Source organism: Streptomyces sp. NPDC127097, from assembly GCF_042724075.1.
GTDB lineage: Bacteria > Actinomycetota > Actinomycetes > Streptomycetales > Streptomycetaceae > Streptomyces.
Window position 1 is genome coordinate 1 of sequence record NZ_JBHXFI010000095.1, and the last position, 19,141, is coordinate 19,141.

Genomic DNA, 19,141 nt, shown 5'->3' on the forward strand with positions numbered 1-19,141 from the left:
GGCCTGGTGTGTGGACGTAAAGCGAAGCAGTCCACACACCAGGCCCCGGAGGCCCGTCACCGCACCCACAGCCCCGCGCAGCGGACCCCGCCCGCCGCAGGCGCAACGGCGGGTGCACCGCGCAGCGGGCAACAAACGGTGAGCAACGACCACGGCGGGACAGCCAAAAACGTGGGCCGAAGGCAAAGCGCAGCGGGCGGCACCGCGCAGCGGGCAACAAACGGTGAGCAACGACCACGGCGGGAAAGCCGAAAACGTGGGAAGCGCGCCCCTAGCGCTCCGGTAGCTGAATAACCGGAAAGCTCCCCGTATTAGTAGGAGCATTCTCCGGCAGCCAGAGAACCGACACCGCCCCGCTCGAACCATCCGTGAGCTCATCCGCGTTGCGGAACGTGAGGCGGGCACCCAGCACCCGCGCCTGGCCCGCCGCGATCGTCAGCCCCAGCCCGTGGCCGCGGCCCGCCCGGTCGCTGCTGCCCGTACGGAAGCGGCTCGGACCCTCCCGCAACAACGCCTCGGGGAAACCCGGACCGTGGTCCCGTACCCGCAGCACCCGGCCCTCGACGGTGACCTCGATCGGCGGCCGGCCGTGCCGGGCCGCATTGGCGATGAGATTGCCGAGGATCCGCTCCAGCCGGCGCGGATCGGTGGTGACATCGGCGTCCCGTACGACGTCGACGACGATGTCCGGGTCCAGGGCCCGCACCCGGCGGGCGACGAACTCCCCGAGCACCACGTCCTGGAGCTCGGCCCGCTCCGCATGGCCGTCGAGCCGCGCCACCTCCAGCACATCCTCGACCAGGGTCCGCAGCGCCTGCGCCCGGTCGCGCACCAGCTCGGACGGGCGGCCCGGCGGCAGCAGCTCGGCGGCGGTCAGCAGACCGGTGACCGGAGTGCGCAGCTCATGCGCGATATCGGCGGTGACCCGCCGCTCGGCCTCGATCCGCTCCTGTAGGGCGTCCGACATGGCATCCACGGCCCACGCCAGATCGTCGGTCTCGTCCCGCACCCGGCCGCTGCCGACCTCGTCGCGGATACGGACCGAGGTGTCGCCGTCGGCGAGCTTGCCGGCCGCCGCGGCCGCCTTCCGCAGCCGCTTGGAGAGCCGCCCGCCGACCAGCACCCCCAGCGCACAGCCGCCGACCACCACCGCGGTCGAGCCGATCACCAGCGCCTGGTCCAGATCGTCCAGGACGGCGAAGCGGTCCGGGAAACTGTCGTGGATGGACAGCACCCGGTTGTTGCTGAGCGGGGAGGCCGCCCACACCTCGGGGGCGGTCTGCCCGGTGTCCTGGAGATAGGTGGCGCGCTTGTTCTTGGCGACCTCGTCACGCAGCGGCTGCGGCAGCGACGGATCATTGATCTTCGCGCCGAACTGGAGCCGGTTGGTGGACTCGAAGATCTTCTGCGTGAAGTTGAGCCGCTCGATCTGCACATCCCGGCTGTTGTCGAGCATGGAATGCCGGGCGGCGTTGTGTACGACAAGGCTCAGCGCGATCGCGACCAGCGCTCCGACGAGCGCGATCGCGGCGCTGAGCTTCCATCTCAGGCCCGTCCGCAGGGCCAGCCTGACCACCGGAGGTGTCAGCCTCTCAGCTTGTATCCGAAGCCGCGAACCGTCTCGATCCGGTCCTGGCCGATCTTGCCGCGCAGCCGCTGGACATGGACGTCCACCACCCGGGTGTCACCACCCCAGCCGTAGTCCCAGACCCGCTCCAGCAGCCGGTCCCGCGACAGGACCGTACCCGGCGCGTTCGAGAACTCCAGCAGCAGCCGCATCTCGGTGGGCGTCAGCGCGACGTTCCGGCCGCCCTTGCGCACCTCCATGCCCTCGGTGTCGACCTCCAGATCACCGAACCGCAGCACCGCCTCGGCGGGATCGTCCGCCTCGGCCGCCGCGGCACCGCCGCGCTCCGGCCCGCTGGCGTGACCGAAGCGGCGCAGCACGGCACGGATCCGGGCGACCAGCACCGCACCGTCGAACGGCTTGGTGACGTAGTCGTCGGCGCCGGCCTCCAGACCGAGCACCACATCGATGGAATCGGCACGCGCCGACAGCATGATCACGGGAACCGTCGACTCGTCGCGGATCCGCCGGCACAGGCTGACACCGTCGAGCCCCGGCACCATCACATCGAGCAGGGCGATGTCCGGACGGTTGGCACGGAACGCCTCCAGCCCCGCGAGCCCGTCGGGCATCGCGGTGACCACGAAGCCGTCCCGCTCCAGAGCGAGCTGAGTGGCCTCGCGGATGACGTCATCGTCCTCGACGAAGAGCACATGGGTCTCGGCCATGCGGTTGTCTCAACCCTCCGATCCCGTGCCGCCGTCCGGCGTGGCGCCGTCGACGGTGGTCTTGCTGTAGTCGGTGTGATAGCCGTGGTACTCGACGAAGCGGCCACCCGACCAGCGGTAGGGCATCACATCCTCACCGGAGGGGCAGCACACCTTGTCGCCGGTGTCATAGGTCTGCTTGGAGACCTCCAGCTCGCCCTTGTTGACCCCGGCGGAGACCGACGGCTGTTCGTTCGTGTACACGTTGTCATACCCGAGCTTCGTGCCGCTGTGCTTGCGGTAGACGTACGAGCCGATCCCGACGGAATCCGCGCAGGTCATGACGTTGACGATGACATCGGGGGACTTGCTGCCGGTCAGCGACGCATAGGTCACCTCGACCGGGTACTCGTCGGCGGCGCACGGCTTGGCCAGGGACTTCTTCACGAACGCGCCGACCTTCGGGTCGTCCTTCAGCAGCTGGACCGCGTCGACCTTCTTGTAGTCCGTGGTCGAGGCCGGGCTGGGAGTGCTGCTCACCGGGCCCTTGGGGGGCACGGGGGTGCTGGTCGCGGAGCCCTCGCTGCGGACGCCCTCGCCCCCCGGATTGCATCCGGCCAGCAAAAGGCCGACGGCGGCCACTCCTGCCGTGGCCGCGCCGCCTCTGGTCAACCCGCATCTGGTCAACCTGTACCTGGACAATCCGCTCCCGCTCACCGTGCTGCTCGCACAGCCGCTGATCCCGCTGCTGTTCCTGAAGTGATTGTCGCGCGTCGAGCCCGGAGCCGTAAGGCGCCCGTCGTTCTGCCCGTTTTCACCGGTAAGGATAGTTTTCGTCTGGTAACTGGTGTGATGTCGTGCGTCGTGCCGTGTCCCGCGTGCCGTGCGCCGGCCGTCAGGCCGCGCACCGCTCCCGCTCCCGCTCGCCGCGCTCCAGCATCCGGGCGTCTATGTCGCGCATCTGAAGCTCCTGACGCAGCCGCGCCAGCGCACGGTGCAGCGTGCTCTTGACGGTACCCGTCGACATCCCGAGCGCCGCCGCGGTCTCCTCCGTGCTCATCTGCTCCCAGTGTCGCAGCACCACGACGCTGCGCTGCTTCGGAGCGAGCACCCCCAGGATGTCCATCAGCAGGGCCCGGTCCGCGCGCTGCTCGGTGCCGTCGTCCACGCTCGCGTCCGGAAGCTGCTCGGTGGGCACCTCCTCCAGCTTGCGCGCCCGCCACCACTCCGTCCGGGTGTTGATCATGACGCGGCGGAGGTAGGCGTCGGCCAGCGACTTGTCCGCGATGCCGTCCCAGCGGCCGTAGGTGCGGACCAGAGCGGTCTGCAACAGATCCTGAGCGTCGACCGGATCGGGCACGAGGCGCCGGGCGCTCCGCAGCAGGGCCTCCTGCCGCGTACGAACGTACTCTTCGAAGTCCAGTACCTTGCCGCCGCTGGTCGCCATCTCGACGCCTCCGATCCGCTTTCGTTTCCCCACGTTGGCCGTGCCGGCGGTCATCTCCAGCACGAGGAAGACGCTACGGAGGGGGTGTTGCGACGTAATGTGCGTCGGCCCCACAGCGAGTGCACGGAAAACACTCGGTTGTGTAACAGCGCGCCAGGGGTCCTACTTCGGACGGACGGCAGACCTCTGCACGTCATACTCCGGGGGGAGAAGCACCCCCGCCACAGGACCTATCGGCCGTGACACGACGGCAACCGTGCCCGGCGAGGGCCTTCTTCAGGCCGTATCGCAGCACCTTTCGGTCACGCTGCCCTAAAAGTGATAACGCATCAGACAGCCCGCCGTCATACCGGGAGGCGCGGCCGCCGAAGCGGTCGCGCCTCCTTATTTGCTGTGCGTGTGAGGTGTGAGGGCTGGGGGCGGGCGTGGTCCGGTGGGGGTGGGGGCCGGGGGCTTGTGTGTGACGGCCACGGTCTTGGTTGTGTGACGGCCTCGGGCCTGCGTGGGTGAGGGGCGCGGTCTTGTACGTGTGACGGCCTCGGGCCTGCGTGTCTGACGGCCGCGGGCTTGCGTGTGTGACGGCTGTGGTCCGGTACGTGTGACGGTCGCGTTTCCGCGTGGGTGACAGCCGGGCCAGGTCACGGCAGCCGTGCGCAGGTGTCAGCGGCAGCCGTGCACAGGTGTCGTCGGCAGCCGTGCTCCTGCGCGGATGGCGGCCCGGCTACGTCAGCGGCAGCCGGTACCGGCCGCCGCCCAGCGGCTCGACCAGACCGTCCGAGACCAGCCCGTCCAGCGCCCGCGCCCGCTGCACCGGCTCGTCCCACACCGCGTCCAGCACCTGCTGCGGCACCGGCGCGACCGCCTCACGCAGCACGGCCAGCAGCTTGCCGCGGACCTGCCGGTCGGTACCGGCGTAGGTCTGCGTACGACGGGGCGGACCGTCGTGCGCCGGCGACCCGGCCTGCCGCCACGCGCACTGCGCCGCGATCGGACAACGGTGACACTCCGGCGTACGCGCCGTGCACAGCAGCGCACCCAGCTCCATCGTGGCCGCCGCCCAGCGCGCCGCGAGCTGCTCGTCCTCGGGCAGCAGCGCACGCGCGAGCTTGCGCTCGGCCGCGGTGGTGGCGTTCGGCGGGAACTGGCGGCCGGCCACCGCGCGGGCGAACACCCGGCGCACATTGGTGTCCAGCACCGCGTGCCGCTGCCCGTACGCGAAGGACGCGACCGCGGCGGCCGTGTACTCACCGACGCCGGGCAGCGCCAGCAACTGGCCGTGCTCACGCGGTACGTCGCCGCCGTGCCGCTCCTGTATCGCGGACGCGGCGGCGTGCAGCCGCAGCGCGCGGCGCGGATAGCCGAGCCGGCCCCAGGCCCGGACCGCCTCGCCCGGCGCCTCGGCGGCCAGGTCGGCGGGGCGCGGCCAGCGGGCCAGCCACTGCTCGTACACCGGCAGCACTCTGCTGACCGGGGTCTGCTGCAACATGAACTCGCTCACCATCACACCCCAGGCGCCCGCTTCGGGGCGGCGCCAGGGCAGATCGCGGGCGTGCTCGTCGAACCAGTCGGTGACCGGGCCGTGCAGCGCGGTCCCGTCGGCGGCTTCCGCGGCCGCGTCGGCGGCGGAAGCGGTCTCGGCGGCGGCGGTCGTGGCAGTGGTGGTGACAGGCGTCGAAGTCATGGCATGCCGATCCTGGCACGTCCGGCCTCGCCCAGGAAACGCACCGGGCCCGCCCCGCCGCACGCCCACCCACACGCAGGACGACCAACCACTCACGAGCGGGTGCTACTGGAGGGTAGGGAGGGGTGGGATGGGGCATGGGGGTGGTGGCCCGGTGTTGGGGTGGGGTGATCGGCTGGGGGGCGGTTGCCCGGTGCCCGGCGGCCCGGTGGTCCAGGCGGCCCGGTGGTCCGGTGGCCCGGCGGTGGGTGGGGGGGCGTGCGATGCGGGGGACCGGCGTGGCGCCTCGGCGGCCACGCCCCGCCAGGAACTAGCTACTCTCCGTAATCGTTGCTGGAATAGAAGGAGGCGGCAAGCGAGGCCAAGGAGACAACAAGCGAGGATGCGGGCATGGCGGAGATGAGCGGAGCGGACGGCGCGGATGGTGAGGCCCGCGCGGACGGCGCGGGTGGGGCGGAAGGCACGGGCTTCGCGGGCCACGCGAGCCAGGCGGGCCACGCGAGCCAGGCCGGCGACACGGGCCAGACGGGCGACGCGAGCCACGCGGGCGACGCGGAGGGGGCTGACACTGCGGCCGGGCCGGTCTGCCCGGAGGTGATCCTGCGGGCGCTGGCCGCGCATACGACGATGACGCTCGCGTACGTGGATGAGGACGGGCCGCAGGCATGCGCGGTGCTGTACGCGACCGGGGTGCCGGTCACCGACTGGGCCGAGGGGACCGCCGCGGCCGGCACGGCCAAGGCGCCCGGCGCGATCGACGAGGCCGACGAGGTCGACGAGGCCGGTGAGTCGGGTGCGTCCGGCGTGTTGGGTACGCCCGGTGTATCGGGTGTGGGGGTCGGCGGGGCTGTCGATGTGACGGGCGGCCTGGAGGCCGGTGCAGGGCCCGCGCTGTACTTCGTCACCGCGACCACGACGCGGCACGGCCGGGCCCTCGCGGAGCCCGGCGCGCGGGTCGCGTTCACGGCGCAGCGGGATGGTCAAGAGTGGAGCGGCCTGACGGGGCTTCAGGGCCGGGGGCGCTGTCGTCCGCTGACCGGCGCAGAGCGGGCGGCCGGCTGGCAGGTCTACGTCGAGCGCTTTCCGTTCGTCGCGGCGAGCGACCGGCTGCGCGCCGCCCTGGAGCGGACCACGCTCTGGGAGCTGCGCCCCGACTGGCTGCGGCTGATCGACAACGGCCAGGGCTTCGGCCACAAGGAGGAGTGGTCGCGGGGCTGAGCCTCTGGGGCGCGGGGGTGAGTCCCAGGGGCGCGGGGCTGAGCCTCCCGGGCGCGGAGCTCGGCGGGTGGTGAGGTCCGGGGGCGGCTGTGGGCCTCACCAGCACACGGGCAACGCCGCCGCCAGCAGGAGCAGGAGTCCGCCCTCGGTGCCGGGTTCGGTCAGGGGGCGGAGCCGGTCGGGGGCGTGGTGAGGGCGGTGAGGGCGCGGTAGAGAGTGGGGGCTGTTCATGATCAACGGCCGTGTGGGCCGGTCTGGTTGTGCCGCTGCTGACGATCGGCAGGGGCGGCGTAGTCGGCCGAAAGTAAGGCCGGGTGGGGCAGGTCGGGGGCTAGCGGGGTGTCAGGCTCGTTGGGACCGGGACGCGGCCGGGTGGCGGCTTCCGGCCGGGTCCGGGGCGGCTCCGGGCCGATCATGGGAAAAGTTGCAGTCGGAAGCGGCGGGTACTGGCCGGTGCGGGGGCCGATCTCTCGTAGAGTTTCCGCGTGGGATCACTGCGCAATCCGATCGGGCCGCTTCCCTCCTCCATCTACTGGCGGCGGAGGGCCGTTGCGCTGGCCATCGTCGTCCTGCTCGCCCTCCTGGTGGTGTGGGCCGTCAACTGGGGCGGGGGCGGCGGCGGGAGCGGCGATGAGGGCAAGGGGTCGCACGGCAAGGGCCCCGCGACGTCCATCACGCCGGGCCCTTCCGCCAGCGGGCCGGTGAACGACCAAAAGCCGGGCGGGCGCGATGAGTCGGGCGACGACGGGGGATCGGGTTCCGGTTCCGGCGGGTCGGGCGCCGCGGGTGGCGGCAGTGGAAGTTCCGGCGGTAGCGGAGGATCCGGTGGTTCCGGTTCCGGGAGCGGGCCGATCGGTCAGGGTTCCGGTAAGAACGCCGTCGCGACCGGTTCCTCCCTCCCCAACTGTGTTTCCGGCAAGGCGGAGTTGGATCTTCGTAGCGTCAAGCACTCCTACGCGCCCGGTACCCGGCCGAAGTTCGAGCTGACGATCGAGAATGCGGCCGGGGCGGCCTGCAAGGTGGATCTCGGGCAGAAGGCCGCGGTGCTCACCATCAGCGATGCCGCGGGCGACGAACGGGTGTGGGCCTCGAACGACTGCCCGTCGGGCACCGCGCCCGCGCTGTTGCAGGTGCCGGCCAAGGGGTCCGTGCAGCGCACCATCGAGTGGGACCGCCGGGCCAGCGGCCCGCAGTGCGCCACGCCGAGTTCGGCCAAGGTGCCCGCCGGCAGGTATGAGATCGAGGCGAAGGTGCCGGGTCTGGAGGCGGCCCGTACGACGTTCGTCCTGGCTGAGGGCTGAGGGCTGAGGGCTGAGGGCTGAGGGCTGAGGGCTGAGGGCTGAGGGCTGGCGGCTGAGGCTGCCGCCTGAGGCCCGGGGGTGAGGCCGCGCATGGCTCCAACCGGCACCGGTCGGAGCCGACCAGTGCCGCCCGGCTCCGACCACTACGCCGGGCCCCGACCGGTACTGTCCCGAGCCGGATACCCGGCCGCTCCAAGGCGCGGAAGCACCCCCGCCACCGGTCGGAGCCGACCACCACCGACCCGTTCCAACCGGCCCCGCCCACAGCCGGATCCCCGGCCGCCCCAACGCGCGGAAGCGCCCCTCCCCAACCCACGGAAGCGCCCCCTCCCCTTATTCCGCCCAGAGGGATTCCGCTGAGAGCGTGCGTTGCTGGTGGTGGGTGGTGGTGTCCGGCACAGTCGCCGTTATGAAGCTACTGATGCTGGGTGGTACGGAGTTCGTGGGGCGGGCGGTTGCCGAGGCGGCGCTGGCGCGGGGGTGGGAGGTGACGGTGTTCCACCGGGGGACGCATGCGCCGCCGGAGGGGGCGACGGCGCTGCACGGTGACCGTGGGAGCGCGGCGGGGCTCGCGGCCCTGGAGGAGGGGGAGTGGGACGCCGTCGTCGACACCTGGAGCGGTGCGCCGGCGGCGGTGCGGGACGCGGCGCGGCTGCTGTCCGGGCGGGTCGGGAGGTACGCGTATGTCTCCAGCGGTTCGGTGTATGCCTTTCCGCCCACGCCTCCCTTCGACGAGCAGGCCCCGGTGGTGGCGGGCTCCCCCGATGCCACGGACGCCGAGGATTATGCGCAGGCCAAGCGGGGTGGTGAGCTGGCCGCGGCCGAGGTGTTCGGGGACCGGGCGCTGCTGCTGCGTGCGGGGCTGATCCTCGGGCCGTACGAGAACATCGGGCGGCTGCCGTGGTGGCTGAACCGGATCGCCCGCGGTGGGCCGGTCCTCGCGCCGGGGCCGCGGGAGTTGGCGCTTCAGTACATCGACGTCCGGGATCTGGCCGCATGGACGGTCGAGGCGCTGGAGGCGGGGCGTGGTGGTGCGTACAACCTGGTGAGCGAGGTCGGGCACGCCACGATGGAGGAATTCCTGGAGAGTTGTGTGACGGTCACCGGCGCGGACGCGGAGCTGCGCTGGACCGCTCCCGAGGATGTCCTCGCCGCCGGTATTTCGCCCTGGATCGAGCTGCCGGTCTGGCTGGCGCCCGGCGAACCGGATGCGGCGATCTACGGTTCCGATGTGTCCAAGGCCCTGGCGGCGGGGCTGCGTTGCCGTCCCGTCGGGGAGACGGTCGCCGACACCTGGGCCTGGCTCCAGCGCATCGGCGGGGTGGCGCCGCAGCGGCCGGACCGGCCGGTGGTGGGGCTGCCGGCGGAGAAGGAGGCCGCCGTCCTGCGGGGGTGAGCTGGTTCATGCGCGTCCCGGCCCGCAAAACCCGCCAATGGACCGGGAAGGGCCGGGACATGAGCACGGGGGAGGCTCGGCCCTTCCCGGTGGCACCATGCTCGGGCCCGGGGGTGCCGGGGCTCCAGGGCCGAACAGCCCTCTCGTCGGACCGGGAGGCCCTACGGCGTGTCCGCAAAGTCCCGCCTGGCTCGCGACGCCCCAGCGGGAGGGGGAGAGGATGGCCGGTCGACGCGGTCTCCGGGCGGGCCGGCCGGGGTGCTCGCGTACGCTGCTGATCAGGGACGGGTTTCGGGGCAGTGGGGGGCAGTGCGGTCATGTCCGATCCGAAGTGGCCCGCGCCGGAGGCGCGTTGGCCGCACCTGCGCGCACCGGAGGAGCGGATGCGCAGTCTGCTCGACGCGGTGATGGGCCTGGGGCGGGGGCTGGAGCTGCCGCAGGTGCTCGGGGGCATCGTGGAGGCGGCGGTCGCCCTCACCGACGCGGAGTACGGCGCGCTCGGCGTGGTCGGTGACGGGCAGCGGCTCTCGCAGTTCCTGCCGGTGGGGATGTCCGAGGAGCTCATCGCGTCGATCGGCCCGTTACCGTGCGGCCGGGGCATCCTCGGTGAGCTCATCCGCCATCCCGAGCCGCTGCGGCTCACCGATCTGTCCCGCCACCCGCGCAGTTACGGGTTTCCCGCCCACCATCCGCCGATGCGGACGTTCCTCGGGGTGCCGGTCCGGGTGCGTGACGAGGTGTTCGGCAATCTCTACCTCACCGAGAAGCGGGGCGGCGGCTCGTTCGACGCCGATGACGAGGCGGTGGTGACCACGTTGTCCATCGCGGCGGGGGTGGCGATCGACAACGCCCGGATGTACCACGAGAGCCGCCGCCGGGAGCGCTGGCTGGAGGCGCTGGGCGAGATCACCCGGAGCCTGCTGTCCGGTACGGAGGCGGGCCAGGTGCTGCGGCTGATCGCCGAGCGGGCCATGGAGGTCGCCGGCGCCGACTGCGCGGCGGTGCTGCTGCCGGTGCCGTCGGCCCCGGACCGGCTGGCGGTGGCGGTGGCGCACGGCGCGGGCGCCGGCCGTATCGCGGGGCTGACGGTGCCGGCCGAGGGGTCGCTGCCGGGTACGGCGGCGCGTACGGGGCGGCCGGTGGTCAGCGCCGATTTACGGAGCGATCCGCGGGCGTATCCGCTGGGGGCGGGCACGGGGGCGGACGAGGAGTACGGTCCGGCGGTCGCCGTGCCGCTTCAGGTCGAGATCGGGCGCGGGGCGCTGCGGCTGTGCCGGCTGGCGGGCCGGCCGGCCTTCGACGAGACCGAGGTGGCGCTGATCTCGGGTTTCGCCGATCAGGCCGTGATCGCCCTGGAACTCGGCCGGCGGCGGGCGGAGTCGGAGGAGCTGGCGGTCTTCCACGACCGGGACCGCATCGCCCGGGACCTGCATGATCTGGCCATTCAGCGGCTGTTCGCCACCGGGATCACCTTGCAGAGCGCGACCCGGCTGATCGACCGGCCGGAGGCGGCGGAGCGGGTCGGGCGGGCGGTCGACGATCTGGACACCACCATCAAGATCATCCGGTCCACCATCTTCGAACTGCGCACGGCCGGGGACGGTGCCGGCGGTGCGGGGCTGCGCCGCGGGCTCACCGACGCCGTACGGGCGGCGGCGCGCACGCTGGGCTTCACCCCGTCGCTGCGGATCGACGGCCCGGCGGACACCAGCGTCCCCGACGACCTGGCTCCGCACATCCTGGCGGTGACCGCGGAGGCCCTCAGCAACGCCGCCCGGCACGCCCGCGCCCGGCGCCTCGATGTCGCGCTGACGGTGGCGGACGAGGTGACGCTGACGGTGGTGGACGACGGGGTGGGGGTGGGCGCCGCGCGGCATACGGGGGGCCTGGCCAATATGCGGGCGCGGGCCGAGATGCACGGGGGCCGGCTGACGGTCGATTCCCCGGATCCGGGCGGCACCCGGATCGTGTGGCGGGTTCCGCTGCCGGTCTGATCGCCTCCGGGCTGAGCGTTGTCGGGGCGACCCCTGCCGCTCTGCCCCCCCGTTCAGGCATCAAGGCGCCCCCGGAGTACCGGCCGTACCTCCGCTCAGCCCCGCTGTTCCCGGACGCGCTCGGCGACCATCGCCGCCTGGACGCGGCGGCCCACTCCCAGCTTGGCGAGGATGGCCGAGACGCGGTTCTTGACGGTCTTCTCCGCGAGGAACAGCCGGTCGGCGATCTCCCGGTTGGTCAGTCCCTCGCCGATCAGCTCCAGCACCTGCCGTTCCCGGGGCGAGAGCCGGTCCAGCTCCGACGGCGGTGCCCCGGGCGTCTCGTGGGGGTCGCGCAGCCGCGCCATCACCCGGGACGCGGTGCGCGGATCCAGCATGGATTCGCCCGCCGCCACCGTGCGCACCGCGTGGACCAGGCCGGATCCGTTGATCTGCTTGAGGACGTAGCCGGCGGCCCCCGCCATGATGGCGTCGAAGAGCGCTTCGTCGTCGTCGAACGAGGTCAGCATCAGGCAGGCCAGTTCCGGCATCCGGGCGCGTAACTCCCGGCACACCTCGATGCCTTCGTGGTCGCCGCCGGGGCCGTCGCCGCCGCCGAGGCGGACGTCGAGCACCGCCACCCGCGGGCGGGCGGCCGGTACCCGTGCGAGCGCCTGCCGCCGGTCGCCCGCCTCGCCCACGACCTCGATGTCCTCCTCCGCTTCGAGGAGGTCCCGCACCCCGCGCCGGACCACCTCGTGGTCGTCGAGGATGAAGACGCGCAGCGGCGCGGCGGGTGCGGGGTGCAGGTTCATTCAGTGCTCGCTTGGTCGCCCGGTAGGTGCGGGGTGCCGGTCCGTTGAGGGGTCTCTCAGTATGTGTGGCCCTGGTGGGCGTGCCGTGCCCGGAGGGGCCCTGACGTCGAGCATCGCGGGGTGCGCGGCGGGGGCGAAAGGGCCGAACGGCCCTGGGGAGCAGGGCCGATGGGGCACCGCGGCCCGCTGCCATACTGGCGCCCCTTTCCGGACCGTGGCATCCCCGGCATCCCGTCGCCCGGTCCGTCGTCGCAGCCAGGAGGTCCGCTCATGCATGCCTTTACGGGCACCGTCGGCCACGAGTACCACGCACTGCTGGCCCGGCACGACGCGATGCGGCTGCGGCGGCGGATGCTGGGCCAGGACCGTTCCCCGGAGCCGGACTTAGCGTCGGCGGTGCCCTACGACGGCGCCGCCGACCAGCGGCTGATCATGCGTCATCTGCCGTTGGTGACCCCGTTCGACGAGCTGATCGGCCGTCTCTACGACGAGATGTTCGCGCGTCGGCCGTCCCTGCGGCGGCTGTTTCCCGCGTCGATGGAGTTCCAGCGGTCCCATCTGGCCCGCGCCTTTCGCTACGTGATCGAGAATCTGGACCGCCCCGACGAGGTGGCCGCGTTCTTCACCCGGCTCGGCCGGGACCACCGCAAACTCGGGGTGCGGCCGGTGCACTACGAGACGTTCGAGGCGGCCTTGTGCGTGGCGCTGCGGAAGTCCGCGGGGCCGGGCTGGAGCGAGGCGGCGGAGCAGGCGTGGGTGCGGATGCTGCGGTTCGCCGTGGCGGCCATGGTCGAGGGTGCGGAGGCGACCCTGGCCGAACCGGCGTACTGGCGCGGCACGGTGGTCGGCCATGAGCTGCGCCGCCCGGACCTCGCGGTGCTGCGGGTGCGGACCGACGAGCCGTATCCGTACCGGGCCGGCCAGTACGCCGCCGTCGAGTCCCCGCTGCTGCCGCAAGCCTGGCGGCAGTACTCCCTCGCGCGAGCCCCGCGGCCGGAGCGCGCGCTGGAGTTCCATGTGCGGCAGACCGGCGCCGGAGGGGTCAGTGAGGCGCTGGTGGCGCACACCCGGGTCGGGGACACGCTGCGACTGGGGCCCGCCCAGGGGACGATGACGCTGGACGACGACCCCTCGCGCGAGCTGCTGATGGTGGCGGGCGGCACGGGGTGGGCCCCGGTCAAGGCGCTGCTGGAGGAGCTGGCCGGGCGCCGGGGCGGCGGCGGTGGGCCCGCGCTGCCGGCGGTGCGGGAGCGGCGCGGGGTGCAGCTGTTCCTGGGCGCCCGCAGCCGCGATGAGCTGTACGACGCGCGGGTGCTGTCCCGGTGGGCGGAGCGCCATCGGTGGCTGCATGTGGTTCCGGTGCTCGACGAGGGTGCCGGAGGGGGCGGCCGCGGCCCGGTGGCGGAGGCGGTGGCCCGCCGTGGTGGCTGGTCCGGGCACCTGGCCTTCGTCAGTGGTCCGCCCGGGATGGTCGGTGCGACCGTGGCGCGGCTGACCGCGGCCGGCCTGCCCGCCGAGCAGGTCCGGTACGACCCGGTCCTCGACTCCCCCGCCGCCTGACACCGCCCCGCCCGGGGGCCGAACGGCCCTTGGCGCGCGGTACTCGCCGCCCTTCTACTGGGCGGGTCAGCGCGTGGGAGGACGAGAGGGAGCGCACGGTGAACTACAGGTCGTCCCGGTCCGGTGCCGGAGTGCCCCGGGCGGGCGGGGCCGGGACCGCGGGGCCCCGGCACAGCACCCCGCTGCACCGTGCGGAGGCGCTGCGGCTCCTCGGCAGTGTGTCGCTGGGCCGGATCGTCTTCACCCAGGACGCGCTGCCGGCCATCCGCCCGGTCAACCACCTGCTGGACCGGGGCGAGATCATCATCCGGACGCAGCAGGGCGCGGCGATCGCCACGGCGACCCGGCAATCCGACACCGAGGGCGTCGTCGTCGCCTACGAGGCGGACACCATCGCCCCCGTGACGCACGTCGGCTGGAGCGTGGTGGTCACCGGCTACTGCCGGCCGGTCACCGATCCGCGCGACCTGGCCTACTACCGGGAGCTGCTGCACCCCTGGACGGAGGGGCAGCGGGAACAGGCCCTGCGCATCCGCCCCGACCTGGTCACGGGCCTCCGGCTCACCGCCGCGCTCCCCGCGCCCGCCACGGGGTCCCGCCCCTGACCGGACGGGCCGCGGGGCGGCGTTGCAGCGGATCGTCGAGGAACCACGGCGCACGGCGAGCGTCGGCGGCGACCAGGGCGTGTCCCCTTGGACGCACCGCTCAGGCGTACCGCTCCAGGAGCGACTCAGGCGCACCGCTCCAGGAGCGACTCAGACGTACCGCTCCAGGATCGACGACTCCGCCAGCCGCGACAGGCCCTCGCGGACCGAGCGGGCGCGGGCCTCGCCGACGCCGTCGACCGTCTGGAGGTCGTCGACGCTGGCCGCGAGCAGCTTCTGGAGGCCGCCGAAGTGGTCGACGAGGCGGTCGATGACCGTGCCGGGCAGCCGGGGGACCTTCGCCAGCAGGCGGAAGCCGCGCGGCGAGACCGCGGAGTCCAGCGTCTCGGGGGCGCCGCTGTAGCCCAGGGCGCGGGCCACGATGGGGAGTTCGAGGAGTTCGGTGTGGCTGAGGGCGTCCAGCTCGGCGAGCGCCTCGGCGACCGTGCGGGAGCGCTTGGCGGTCGGCTCGGGGACATAGTCGCGGACGACCAGCTCCCGCTCGGGCTCCACGCCGGCGATCAGCTCCTCCAGCTGGAGGGCGAGCAGCCGGCCGTCCGTGCCGAGCTCGACGACGTACTCGGCGATCTCGGTGGCGATCCGGCGGACCATCTCCAGGCGCTGGGCGACCGCGGTGACATCGCGGACCGTCACCAAGTCCTCGATCTCCAGGGCGGAGAGGGTGCCGGCGACCTCGTCCAGGCGGAGCTTGTAGCGCTCCAGCGTCGCCAGTGCCTGGTTGGCGCGGGAGAGGATCGCGGCCGACTCCTCCAGGACGCGGCGCTCCCCGTCGACATAGAGGGCGATCAGGCGCATCGACTGGCTGACGGAGACGACCGGGAAGCCGGCCTGGATGGAGACGCGCTGGGCGGTGCGGTGGCGGGTGCCGGTCTCCTCCGTCGGGATGGAGGCGTCCGGCACCAGCTGGACACCGGCCCGCATGATCTTGGTGATGTCCTTGTCGAGGACCAGGGCGCCGTCGAGCTTGCACAGCTCCCGCAGCCGGGTCGCGGTGAACTCCACATCGAGGACGAAGCCGCCGGTACACATCGACTCGACGGTCTTGTCGAAGCCGAGGACGATCAGTCCGCCGGTGTTGCCGCGGAGGATGCGCTCCAGGCCGTCGCGCAGGGCGGTACCGGGCGCGACGGCGCTCAGCGAGGCGCGCATCAGGCTCTCGGTGCCGGAGCTTCCACCGGACCTGCCGGAAGTCGATGCCCGGTCGTTGGCTGCCACTGCACTCCTCCGTCACAAGGTCTGTCGGTCCGCAGGCCGCCCGGCCCATGCTGTGGTTGACGTACCAGCGGAGCGTACGTGGCCGACAGGCAATTCTGCGGTGACGGGCGAGACCAGGGCAAAGTCTACCGGCGTGCGCCCTCTTCCTGTGGGGCCTCCCGGCGCACCCGCTTGGGCAGCACGCTGAGTGCCTGTCCGACGTCGGCGACCTCCAGGACCCGCATCCCGTCGGGGATCTTGCCGGGGTCGGCGGGGACGAGGGCGTGGGTGAAGCCGAGGCGGGCCGCCTCGGACAGCCGGCGCTGGACGCCGGTGACCCTTCTGACCTCGCCCGCGAGGCCCACCTCGCCGATGGCGACGAGGTTCTTCGGGAGGGGGGTGTCGCTGGCGGCGCTGGCCAGGGCGAGGGCCACGGCGAGGTCCGCGGCGGGCTCGGTCAGCTTCACGCCGCCGACCGTCGCGCTGTAGATGTCGCGTTTGCCCAGGGCGCTGATCCGGCCGCGCTGCTCCAGGACGGCGAGCATCATCGAGACGCGGGAGGTCTCCAGGCCGGAGGTGGTGCGCCGGGGGGAGGGGATCTGGGAGTCGACGGTCAGCGCCTGGACCTCGGCGACCAGGGGGCGGCGGCCCTCCAGGGTCACGGTCAGGCAGGTGCCGGGCACCGGCTCGGCGCGGCGGGTCAGGAAGAGGCCGGAGGGGTCGGCGAGGCCGGTGATGCCTTCGTCGTGCAGCTCGAAGCAGCCGACCTCGTCGGTGGTGCCGTAGCGGTTCTTGACGCCGCGTACCAGGCGCAGCCGGGCGTGCCGGTCGCCTTCGAAGTGCAGGACGACATCGACGAGATGCTCCAGGAGGCGCGGTCCGGCGATGGCGCCGTCCTTGGTGACATGGCCCACCAGGAGGGTGGACATGCCGCGTTCCTTGGAGGCCCGGATGAGGGCGCCGGCGACCTCGCGGACCTGGGCCATCCCGCCGGGGGCGCCTTCGATCTCGGGGGAGGCGACGGTCTGCACCGAGTCGAGGATCAGCAGCGACGGCTTGACGGTGTCGAGGTGGCCGAGCACCGCGGACAGGTCCGTTTCGGCGGCCAGATACAGATGGTCGTCGAGGGCGCCGATGCGGTCGGCGCGCAGCCGTACCTGGCTCGCGGACTCCTCGCCGGTGACATACAGCGTGCGGTGGGCGTCGGAGGCGGCCTTGGCGGCGACGTCCAGCAGCAGGGTGGATTTGCCCACGCCGGGCTCGCCGGCCACCAGCGCGACGGCGCCGGGGACCAGCCCGCCGCCGAGGACGCGGTCCAGCTCGGGCACGCCCGTCGAACGGGCGGTGGCCTGCTTGCCGTCGACCTGGCCGATGGGCAGGGCGGCGGTGGTGACCCGGCCGGGCGCGGTCGTGCGCACCGCGGGGGCGCTGCCGAACTCCTCGACCGTGCCCCACGCCTGGCACTCGGGACAGCGGCCGAGCCATTTGGCGGTGGTCCAGCCGCATTCGGTGCAGCGGTAGGAGGGACGCTCCTTGCCCGACGATTTACGCGTTGCCATGGGGTCACCGTAGCGGCGGGGTCCGACAACGCCGCCGGGAGCCGTCGCGGAGCGGGCGCCCCGGGCACGATCGTCGGGGCGCAGGGGGGCGCCGCCGACGGCGGTTGCACCGACCGAGTGGCGCATACGGAGCGCACCGCCCGTGTAAAGAGCTGTTCGTGTCCCCTTTTGAGGGAGATGGTCACCCGTAAGGGTTAAAAGTGTCCAACGCGAGCAAGCAGGGCTGCATCATCCGCCTACCGTCGCCGGGGTGATGAGCAGCAGGCCCGAGCACCCCACGCACTCCACCGGCGCACACCGGTCGCGCGGCGACGCGCGGCGCCGGAGCCGGCCGCAGCCGGCCGAGCGGCCCGGCCCGGACGCCGCGCGCCCCCCGGACCGGGGCCGGGACGGCTACCAGCCCCATCTGGACGGGCTGTTCACCTACTGCCTGTCGGTGCTGTGCGAACACGACGCCGCGACCGCGGTGCTCGGCGAGACGCTCGCGCTCACCGAGCGGCACCGCGGCCGGCGCCCCGCCGACCCGGCGCTGTACCGCTCCTGGCTCTACGCCCTCGCCCGCTGGGCCTGTTTGCGCCGGCTCGCCGAGCGGACCGCGCCGCCCGCCGGGAAACCGGGCCCCGGAGCGGCCCGCGAGGCCGAGCGCCGGCAGCGTGAACTCGCCGCGCTGGCCTGGCCGGAGGCCGCCGGCACCACCCCCGAGCAGCGGGAGGCGCTGGAGCTCTCGGTGCGCCACCAGCTCGCGGCGGACGAGGTCGCCGCGGTGCTCGGCGCCGACCCGATCGCCACCCGCGCGCTGCTGGCCACCGCCTCCTGCGAGGTCGAACGGACCCGGGCGGCGCTGGCCGTCGTCGAGTCCGGCCGCTGCCGGGAGGTCGCGCAGCTGGCCGGCGACACCCAGATGCTGCTGGGCGCGGCGCTGAGCCGGGAGCTGGTGCGCCATGTCGACGACTGCGCCGAGTGCCGGCGGACCGCCGAGCGGGCCACCGCCCCGGGGACCTGGCCGGGCACCGCGCCGGTGGACCGGGGCAGCCTGCCGCTGGTCCCCGCGCCCCGGGAGGCCGTGCTCGGCGCGCTGGCGGCGGCCCGGCGCACGAAGTCGGGCCGCGCGGAAGGGGTGGCCGGTGCGGGCGGTGGCGGCCGGGCCAGTGGGGCAAACGGTTCTCCTCGCTACGACCGCAGCGGTTTCCCCGTGGGCCCGCCGAAGGACCGGGTGGCCCGCCGGCGCCGGCTGCGCAACCGGGCGCTGACCACCACCGTGGTCGCCACCGTCGTCGCGGCGCCGGTGCTGGCCCTGTGGGCGGCGTACCGGGGCGCCCCCGCCACCGATGTGGCCGCCGACGGCTCGCCCTCGGTGACGGCCGGCGACACCGCACCCGGGCCGCGGCTGGGCGGCAGCCCGTACGAGAACGCCGGCAACGCCAGGACGACGCCGGAGCCCGGCTTCACGGCGCGCGACGGGGCGCCCGATGTGTCCGTCGAGGTGATCAGCGCGGACGGCACCCCGCAGCGGCCGGACGGCCCGGAGAACCGCCGGGAGTCGGGCCCCGGCAGGCTGATGATCGCCGCCGAGCCGCGGAGCCGGACCACGCTCCTCACGCTCCGCGCCACCGGCGGCGGCCCGGTGCGCTGGTACGCCTCGGCGGGCGCGGCCTGGCTTCAGCTGAGCCGTACGGCGGGCACGCTGCGGCCCGGCGAGACCACCACGATCACGGTCCATGTCGACCATCACCGGGAGCCGGCCGGCCACTGGCGGGCCAGGATCGCCATCGAGCCCGGGGGCACCGCCGTCACGATGCGGGGCCACGGCGCGACCGGTCCGGCCGCCGGTCCGCAGCGCCCGGGGCCCGCGCACCCGAAGCCGACCCGGCCGGCCCCGCGGCCGACGCCCACCCCGACCCATACGCCGCCGTCACCCACGCCGACGCCGACGTCTCCGACGCCGAAGCCGACCGGTCCGGACCCGTCCTCGACGCCGTCGAACACCACGCACCCGGCGCGCTGAACGCAGACGGCCGCCCCCCCCCCCCCCCCCCGCCCCGCCCGCGCGCGCCCCGG

At 73.5% G+C, this 19,141-nt stretch carries 15 protein-coding genes; 7 read left to right on the top strand and 8 right to left on the bottom strand.

Features of this window, described 5'->3' with window-relative positions:
• Positions 1 to 271: 271 nt before the first annotated feature.
• The 5 genes from cseC to ACFWJW_RS36510 all read right to left on the bottom strand — a co-directional run bounded on the left by cseC (position 272) and on the right by ACFWJW_RS36510 (position 5,402).
• Positions 272 to 1,576, bottom strand: a complete 1,305-nt coding sequence (gene cseC / locus ACFWJW_RS36490) for a two-component system sensor histidine kinase CseC (protein ID WP_387249348.1) — start codon at positions 1,574 to 1,576, stop codon at positions 272 to 274.
• Positions 1,577 to 1,584: 8 nt separating this feature from the next.
• Complete coding sequence (gene cseB / locus ACFWJW_RS36495) at positions 1,585 to 2,295, bottom strand: two-component system response regulator CseB (RefSeq protein ID WP_042150225.1); 711 nt, start codon at positions 2,293 to 2,295, stop codon at positions 1,585 to 1,587.
• A 9-nt stretch (positions 2,296 to 2,304) separates the two neighbouring features.
• Complete coding sequence (locus ACFWJW_RS36500) at positions 2,305 to 2,916, bottom strand: hypothetical protein (protein WP_387249351.1); 612 nt, start codon at positions 2,914 to 2,916, stop codon at positions 2,305 to 2,307.
• A 253-nt stretch (positions 2,917 to 3,169) separates the two neighbouring features.
• Entirely contained in the window at positions 3,170 to 3,775 is a 606-nt protein-coding gene (locus tag ACFWJW_RS36505) for a SigE family RNA polymerase sigma factor (RefSeq protein WP_371874138.1), read from the bottom strand.
• A gap of 667 nt (positions 3,776 to 4,442) precedes the next feature.
• Positions 4,443 to 5,402 (bottom strand): A/G-specific adenine glycosylase, encoded by a 960-nt coding sequence (locus ACFWJW_RS36510; RefSeq protein ID WP_387249353.1) that lies wholly within the window; start codon positions 5,400 to 5,402, stop codon positions 4,443 to 4,445.
• 390 nt (positions 5,403 to 5,792) lie between these two features.
• Between ACFWJW_RS36510 and ACFWJW_RS36515 the strand changes: the two genes are divergently transcribed.
• From ACFWJW_RS36515 to ACFWJW_RS36530, 4 genes are all read left to right on the top strand, one after another.
• Positions 5,793 to 6,620 (top strand): hypothetical protein, encoded by an 828-nt coding sequence (locus ACFWJW_RS36515; RefSeq protein ID WP_387249358.1) that lies wholly within the window; start codon positions 5,793 to 5,795, stop codon positions 6,618 to 6,620.
• A gap of 485 nt (positions 6,621 to 7,105) precedes the next feature.
• The gene (locus ACFWJW_RS36520) at positions 7,106 to 7,921 is read left to right on the top strand and encodes a hypothetical protein (RefSeq protein ID WP_387249361.1); all 816 of its coding nucleotides are present in this window, start codon (positions 7,106 to 7,108) and stop codon (positions 7,919 to 7,921) included.
• A 409-nt stretch (positions 7,922 to 8,330) separates the two neighbouring features.
• Complete coding sequence (locus tag ACFWJW_RS36525; RefSeq protein ID WP_387249363.1) at positions 8,331 to 9,317, top strand: NAD-dependent epimerase/dehydratase family protein; 987 nt, start codon at positions 8,331 to 8,333, stop codon at positions 9,315 to 9,317.
• Positions 9,318 to 9,700: 383 nt separating this feature from the next.
• Positions 9,701 to 11,311 carry a GAF domain-containing protein gene (locus ACFWJW_RS36530; protein WP_387249380.1) on the top strand — a complete coding sequence of 537 codons (1,611 nt, stop codon included), beginning with the start codon at positions 9,701 to 9,703 and terminating at the stop codon, positions 11,309 to 11,311.
• 95 nt (positions 11,312 to 11,406) lie between these two features.
• On the opposite strand, the gene ACFWJW_RS36535 is transcribed toward ACFWJW_RS36530, so the two are convergent.
• Positions 11,407 to 12,105 carry a response regulator gene (locus ACFWJW_RS36535; protein ID WP_387249365.1) on the bottom strand — a complete coding sequence of 233 codons (699 nt, stop codon included), beginning with the start codon at positions 12,103 to 12,105 and terminating at the stop codon, positions 11,407 to 11,409.
• A gap of 270 nt (positions 12,106 to 12,375) precedes the next feature.
• Between ACFWJW_RS36535 and ACFWJW_RS36540 the strand changes: the two genes are divergently transcribed.
• Positions 12,376 to 13,665 (top strand): globin domain-containing protein, encoded by a 1,290-nt coding sequence (locus ACFWJW_RS36540; protein WP_387249368.1) that lies wholly within the window; start codon positions 12,376 to 12,378, stop codon positions 13,663 to 13,665.
• 98 nt (positions 13,666 to 13,763) lie between these two features.
• Positions 13,764 to 14,270 carry a pyridoxamine 5'-phosphate oxidase family protein gene (locus tag ACFWJW_RS36545; RefSeq protein ID WP_387249370.1) on the top strand — a complete coding sequence of 169 codons (507 nt, stop codon included), beginning with the start codon at positions 13,764 to 13,766 and terminating at the stop codon, positions 14,268 to 14,270.
• A gap of 150 nt (positions 14,271 to 14,420) precedes the next feature.
• Here ACFWJW_RS36545 and disA read toward each other — a convergent pair whose 3' ends face one another.
• The gene (gene disA, locus ACFWJW_RS36550) at positions 14,421 to 15,545 is read right to left on the bottom strand and encodes a DNA integrity scanning diadenylate cyclase DisA (RefSeq protein ID WP_387249374.1); all 1,125 of its coding nucleotides are present in this window, start codon (positions 15,543 to 15,545) and stop codon (positions 14,421 to 14,423) included.
• A gap of 125 nt (positions 15,546 to 15,670) precedes the next feature.
• A complete protein-coding gene (gene radA / locus ACFWJW_RS36555; protein WP_387249376.1) occupies positions 15,671 to 17,083 on the bottom strand; it encodes a DNA repair protein RadA in 1,413 nt (470 codons plus the stop codon).
• A 253-nt stretch (positions 17,084 to 17,336) separates the two neighbouring features.
• On the opposite strand from radA, the gene ACFWJW_RS36560 reads away from it, so the two are divergent.
• Positions 17,337 to 19,088 (top strand): sigma-70 family RNA polymerase sigma factor, encoded by a 1,752-nt coding sequence (locus ACFWJW_RS36560; RefSeq protein ID WP_387249378.1) that lies wholly within the window; start codon positions 17,337 to 17,339, stop codon positions 19,086 to 19,088.
• Positions 19,089 to 19,141 lie beyond the last annotated feature (53 nt).